Source organism: Patescibacteria group bacterium (assembly GCA_022560785.1).
Taxonomy (GTDB): Bacteria; Patescibacteriota; Minisyncoccia; order Phycocordibacterales; family JADFSL01; genus JADFSL01.
Genome location: JADFSL010000034.1, coordinates 1 through 4,295, shown reverse-complemented (window position 1 = coordinate 4,295; position 4,295 = coordinate 1). Strand labels below are relative to the sequence as shown.

Annotated in this window: 5 protein-coding genes; 1 reads left to right on the top strand and 4 read right to left on the bottom strand. The window is 40.4% G+C overall.

What is annotated here, in order from left to right; translation table 11 throughout:
- Window positions 1-218: 218 nt before the first annotated feature.
- The 3 genes from IIB50_02890 to IIB50_02880 are packed head-to-tail and all read right to left on the bottom strand — an operon-like array spanning window position 219 to window position 2,539.
- Window positions 219-977 carry an ATP-binding protein gene (locus tag IIB50_02890; GenBank protein MCH7530037.1) on the bottom strand — a complete coding sequence of 253 codons (759 nt, stop codon included), beginning with the start codon at window positions 975-977 and terminating at the stop codon, window positions 219-221.
- 10 nt (window positions 978-987) lie between these two features.
- Complete coding sequence (locus IIB50_02885; protein MCH7530036.1) at window positions 988-1,218, bottom strand: hypothetical protein; 231 nt, start codon at window positions 1,216-1,218, stop codon at window positions 988-990.
- A 7-nt stretch (window positions 1,219-1,225) separates the two neighbouring features.
- Window positions 1,226-2,539 carry an IS21 family transposase gene (locus IIB50_02880; GenBank protein ID MCH7530035.1) on the bottom strand — a complete coding sequence of 438 codons (1,314 nt, stop codon included), beginning with the start codon at window positions 2,537-2,539 and terminating at the stop codon, window positions 1,226-1,228.
- Window positions 2,540-2,756: 217 nt separating this feature from the next.
- Between IIB50_02880 and IIB50_02875 the strand changes: the two genes are divergently transcribed.
- Complete coding sequence (locus tag IIB50_02875; GenBank protein ID MCH7530034.1) at window positions 2,757-3,548, top strand: IS630 family transposase; 792 nt, start codon at window positions 2,757-2,759, stop codon at window positions 3,546-3,548.
- Between the two features lie 120 nt (window positions 3,549-3,668).
- On the opposite strand, the gene IIB50_02870 is transcribed toward IIB50_02875, so the two are convergent.
- Window positions 3,669-4,295 (bottom strand): DNA polymerase IV (locus IIB50_02870; GenBank protein ID MCH7530033.1); only part of this gene is annotated, 627 nt, incomplete at its 5' end.

The following is a 4,295-nucleotide window of genomic DNA, read 5'->3' as shown; positions in this document are numbered from 1 at the left end:
ACAACATCTGGATTTATGGTATTTCTAGCTACAATGTAAAGAGCAAAGTATTACCTGATATTTATGGTAGCTTTTACAACCTAATCTGTAATGATATTGTTGACAAATCTCTAGTAGAAGACAGTTGTTACCAGAAACCAAGAGTACACAACTTTCGGTAAGTTGGAGTACATAAAAATCGGCAATTAGAAATACACAACTTTAGTCCAAAATTAATATCATTTTTCTGTTTTTTTAAAGATAGTTTTTCTGTTTTGCATTCGGTAACTCTTTCCGGCAAGCTTAATTATTTCACACCGGTATAAAATTCTATCCAGGATGGCGGTTGTTAAAACCGTATCATTGAGCACATCTGCCCATTCTTTCGGGGATCTATTTGTAGTAATTACCAGTGATGTTTTATCGTGTAATTCATTTACCAGGTTAAAGAAAGCCACCGCATCCTCTTTGGTGACAGGGAACATCATGATGTCGTCTATGATAAGCAGGTGAGCACCCAGTATACGTTTGTACTCTGTTGCTGCTTTCCTTGTAATATCTTTCATCTTAAGCACCTTAACAAGAGACTCCATGGTTTGGAAGTAAGCCCTGTAACCTTGATCTACAGCATCAAAACAGAGCCCGGCAGCTATGTATGTTTTTCCGGTTCCCGATGGCCCCATGAGTATCACATTGTAATTTTGTTCTAACCACTTCAACTCCCGGAGTTGCTTGAGCTCTTGGGGACTAATGCCGTTTTCAGATGTAAAATCATACAGGTCCAGATTGTAGCTCAACGGTAATCTTGCATGTTTCTGCCTCCTTTGTTTGTCTTTTTCCATGCGTTGATTGATTTCGGTATTAAACAACCGGCCTAAAAACTCTAAGTAAGTGATCTTTTCCTTTTCTGCCTTCATCACGGTTTCATTAATAATGTTTGCTACGGCTGACAATCTGAGCTGTTTGCACTGGTTTTTAATGGTCTCTGTTTTTATCATGATTTTCAATTTAGTTGTTTATAATATCCTGGTAATCATTTATATCACTTGTTTCAGGCTTTTCATTGGCCTTGCTGATGCTGTTTTTGCCCATTGGTTTGACCTCAGTAATTTTGGTTTCAGAAGTGCTTGTATCCCACAAGACAAATAGTACGCTTTCAAAATCATGCCCGCAGTAATTGGCATTTTTCATGCAAAAATCGAGTGCTTTATCAGCAATGTTCTTTGGAGCATCTTTCAAAGCTCTTCTAATCACTTGTAAGTGGTCTCTGGTACCGGGGCAAGGCTGACTGTATTTTCCTAAAGTATTCCACAGCTTTTTGCCTGTCGTTAAAGTATTCAGCCGTATCACTGATCATCTCATTAATGCTCCCGGATTTATCTCTGCGATGATTGGTATTAATGATGGACTTCCCCTTTTCTACGGATAGTTCATGCGAGCAAATAAGGATTTTATCTGTGGAATATATCTCAACTTTACCATTGTACTGCTTTACCAAAACTTGCGTTTGACTTCCGGTATATGTGCCCATCGGCAAGGAATAAAAATTGCCCTGGTAATTCACTTCATTTGTTTTCCGTACCGTATATGCTTTCATATCTTCTGTTTTAATGGTTAATGGTGTGTATGGCGACAAGTGTTGCTTTTCGATTAGAAACTCGCTTAAAGGGCTTCTTTTAGTGAGATTATGCACATTATTGTTCCCTGTTCTTAATAGCCAGGCAATAGCCTGATTGTTAAGCGTATCCAAATCGATGTATTTACGATTGTAGAGGAAGTTTTTCTTAACGTACCCGATAACGTTTTCCACCTTACCTTTACTCTCCGGGTCGGCTTTGCGGCAAAAGTGCCGTTTGAAGTTTCTGGATTTGGTGTAGCTCCTAAAATCAGCAGTAAGGATAATGTTACCGATGTTTTCATTTACCACTATGGTTCTGTCCTGGTCATAAACGATGGTTTGAGGGATGCCTTCAAAATACTCAAAAGACCTCTCGTGCGTTATACAAACCTCTTTGGCCGTGAATGGCCTATCGAGAAAACAGATAAACTTCATTCTGCTTCGTGAGAGTACCATAGCAAAAAAGTATACTTTTTTGTTTCTCCTGCCGTGATGGCGCATATTATATTGCCCGAAATCCACCTGGGCTTGTTCTCCGTATGGAAGTTCTTCTACCGGAAAATATTCTCTAAAGGAATCAACTACGGGGATGTTGTGCTTATGACGAACATCCATGACAAAGTTGTAAATCGTTTTTTCGCACACCTCAGGCAAGTCAGCATACTCCTCTTTGAGCCAATCAAAGAGTTGAGCAGCAGTGGTGTCGGAATACTCTTTTAAACGGGAAAGCACAAAATCTGCATAGGGATCCAGAATTTTGTCTTTGTTGCCCTTTTGAAGAAGAAATTGTTCAAATCCTTCCTCGGTCATCTTGAAATATTTTTTGACCGTCCGCCAGTTAATTTTCAGATATCCGGCTATTTTATTTTTACTGAACCCCAATCGGCCCAATCGTTGAATTTCATGATACATAATCCAAGTGTTCAATGTTTCTTTTTTCATAACAAATCAGTTTAATGTTAATAAACCGACCAATTAAGAAAAATTGGACTTTAACGAGAGGGATCTTGCCCTCGAGGGCAAGATCCCTCTCGTTAATAAATTATGTACTTCTACTTACCGAAAGTTGTGTACTCGTAGTTACCAATTATTGTGTAGTCTGAATTACTGATAACAACATGACAAAGCGCGAAGCGGCAAACCAAGTTCCGATCCGGAAATAAGAAAAAAATTGTTGAATGCAATCAGTTCTCCGGTGCCAAAAGGTTATGGATGTTGGGATGCACCATTGTTATCTGAAAAGCTAAATTGCTCAAAATATATGATATGGAGGGTATTGAAGAAAGAAGGGATTAGTTTACAGCGTCAGCGTTCATGGTGCATCAGTACAGACAAGGACTTCGCCGCAAAAGCAGCAGATATTGTTGGTCTGTATTTAGACCCACCAACCAATGCAATAGTCCTTTGTGCTGATGAGAAACCAAGCATTCAAGCCCTTGAGAGAAAAACAGGATATGTGCAAACAGAGAACGGTAAAATCATGAGGGCTTATCAAAGTATCTATAAGCGTCATGGAACATTAAATTTATTTGCGGCTTTAAATGTAGCAACAGGCAAAATCAGTTCACAGGTAACAGCATACAAAAAGCGAGATGATTTTATTTCATTTATGAACAAAATAGTTAAAGAATATGAAGGCATGGAGTTGCATGTCATATTAGATAATTATTGCACTCATAAGAAGAATGAGGATTGGTTGCTTAGTAACCCGAATGTACAATTCCACTTTACACCAACATCAGCAAGCTGGCTTAATCAAATTGAAATTTGGTTTGGAATATTTTCGAGAAAATCATTGCGGGGAGCAAGTTTTACAAGCAAAGAGTGCTTGAAGGAACACATTGAGGCATATATTACCTCCTACAGCAAAAACAGCAAGCCCTTCAAATGGAGAAAGCGAGAGGTAAAGGGAAGCCAACTTAAAGATAATATAGCGAACTTATGCAATTAAACACTAGTAGTGTTGTACCTTGTAACCTCCCGCTCCCCTGAAGTACGCGTTTACGCTCCACTTCAGGGTCGCTGTCCCCCGAGGGGAACAGTTTATGAGCAAAGCGAATAAACAGGGGGGTTACGCCCTCCTATGCGCCGGAATCACCGGAGGCAAACCATTAAAAGGATTGGACATCATGCCCACACCCCTCGTATCCATCGTCACTACCCGCCGCACAGCATTTTGCCCGAAGCGGTTTCTTATCTTATCCATAGCCTGGTAGAGGTTGATCATCTCCTCCGTGTCCTCAAACAAATTGATTTGATAAGCGCCCTCTACCAAATGACTGTACCGCACACCTACCAACCGCACCAACACTCTTCTGTTATAAAGTTGGTCGAATAATGACATCACCTTTTCAATAAGGGTATGGTCACAGGAAGTGTAGGGAACCCGTACTTGCCGGCTGCGCGTGTCGAAGTCAGAGTAGCGCACCGTTACCGTAACACATGAAGCGAGCTTCTTTCCGTTTCTGAGATAAAAGGCCAGCTTCTCAGCCATGGCGGAGAGGATGTCTTTTAACTTACGGATATCGATGGTGTCGCGCTCAAAGGTGATAGATGATGAGATAGACTTCCTTTCATTATAAGCTACAACAGGCGAGTTGTCTATTCCTTGTGCTTTTTTCCAGATGGCAATACCGTTCTTCCCCAGTAAACGTTCCATGAGCTCAACGGGCATTTCCTGTACTGTTTGTATGTGCTC

What these genes read in the sequence shown, in the direction of transcription:
- IIB50_02890 (MCH7530037.1), bottom strand. Translation starts at nt 977, where the DNA reads ATGATAAAAACAGAGACCATTAAAAACCAGTGCAAACAGCTCAGATTG.
- IIB50_02880 (MCH7530035.1), bottom strand. Translation starts at nt 2,539, where the DNA reads ATGAAAAAAGAAACATTGAACACTTGGATTATGTATCATGAAATTCAA.